This is a genomic window from Nonomuraea candida (genome assembly GCF_000725485.1).
GTDB classification, from domain to species: Bacteria; Actinomycetota; Actinomycetes; order Streptosporangiales; family Streptosporangiaceae; genus Nonomuraea; species Nonomuraea candida.
Genome location: NZ_JOAG01000204.1, coordinates 1 through 241, shown reverse-complemented (window position 1 = coordinate 241; position 241 = coordinate 1). Strand labels below are relative to the sequence as shown.

At 67.2% G+C, this 241-nt stretch carries 1 protein-coding gene; it reads right to left on the bottom strand.

The annotated features are described in order from the left end of the window. The coding region (locus IO39_RS43715; RefSeq protein ID WP_157549839.1) for a helix-turn-helix domain-containing protein at positions 1 to 213 on the bottom strand (213 nt) is incomplete at its 3' end. Positions 214 to 241 lie beyond the last annotated feature (28 nt).

Here is a 241-nt window from a genome sequence, read left to right as displayed (position 1 = left end):
GATCTCGTTGAAGCGATGGATCACATCGCGCACGGTGTCCTCATCGGCCTGCACCAGCCGCGCGATGACCGGGACGGTGTTGCCTCCGGCCGAGGCCAGGAGGATCATCGCCCGCCGATGGCGCACCGTGCTCATCGTGCCGCGCCGTACGATCCGCTGCAGCTTCTGCCCTTCTTGGTCCGTGAGCCTGCGGACCTTGACCGGTTGCGTCACCGGGCCTCCCGACTGCCGATCGAACGTG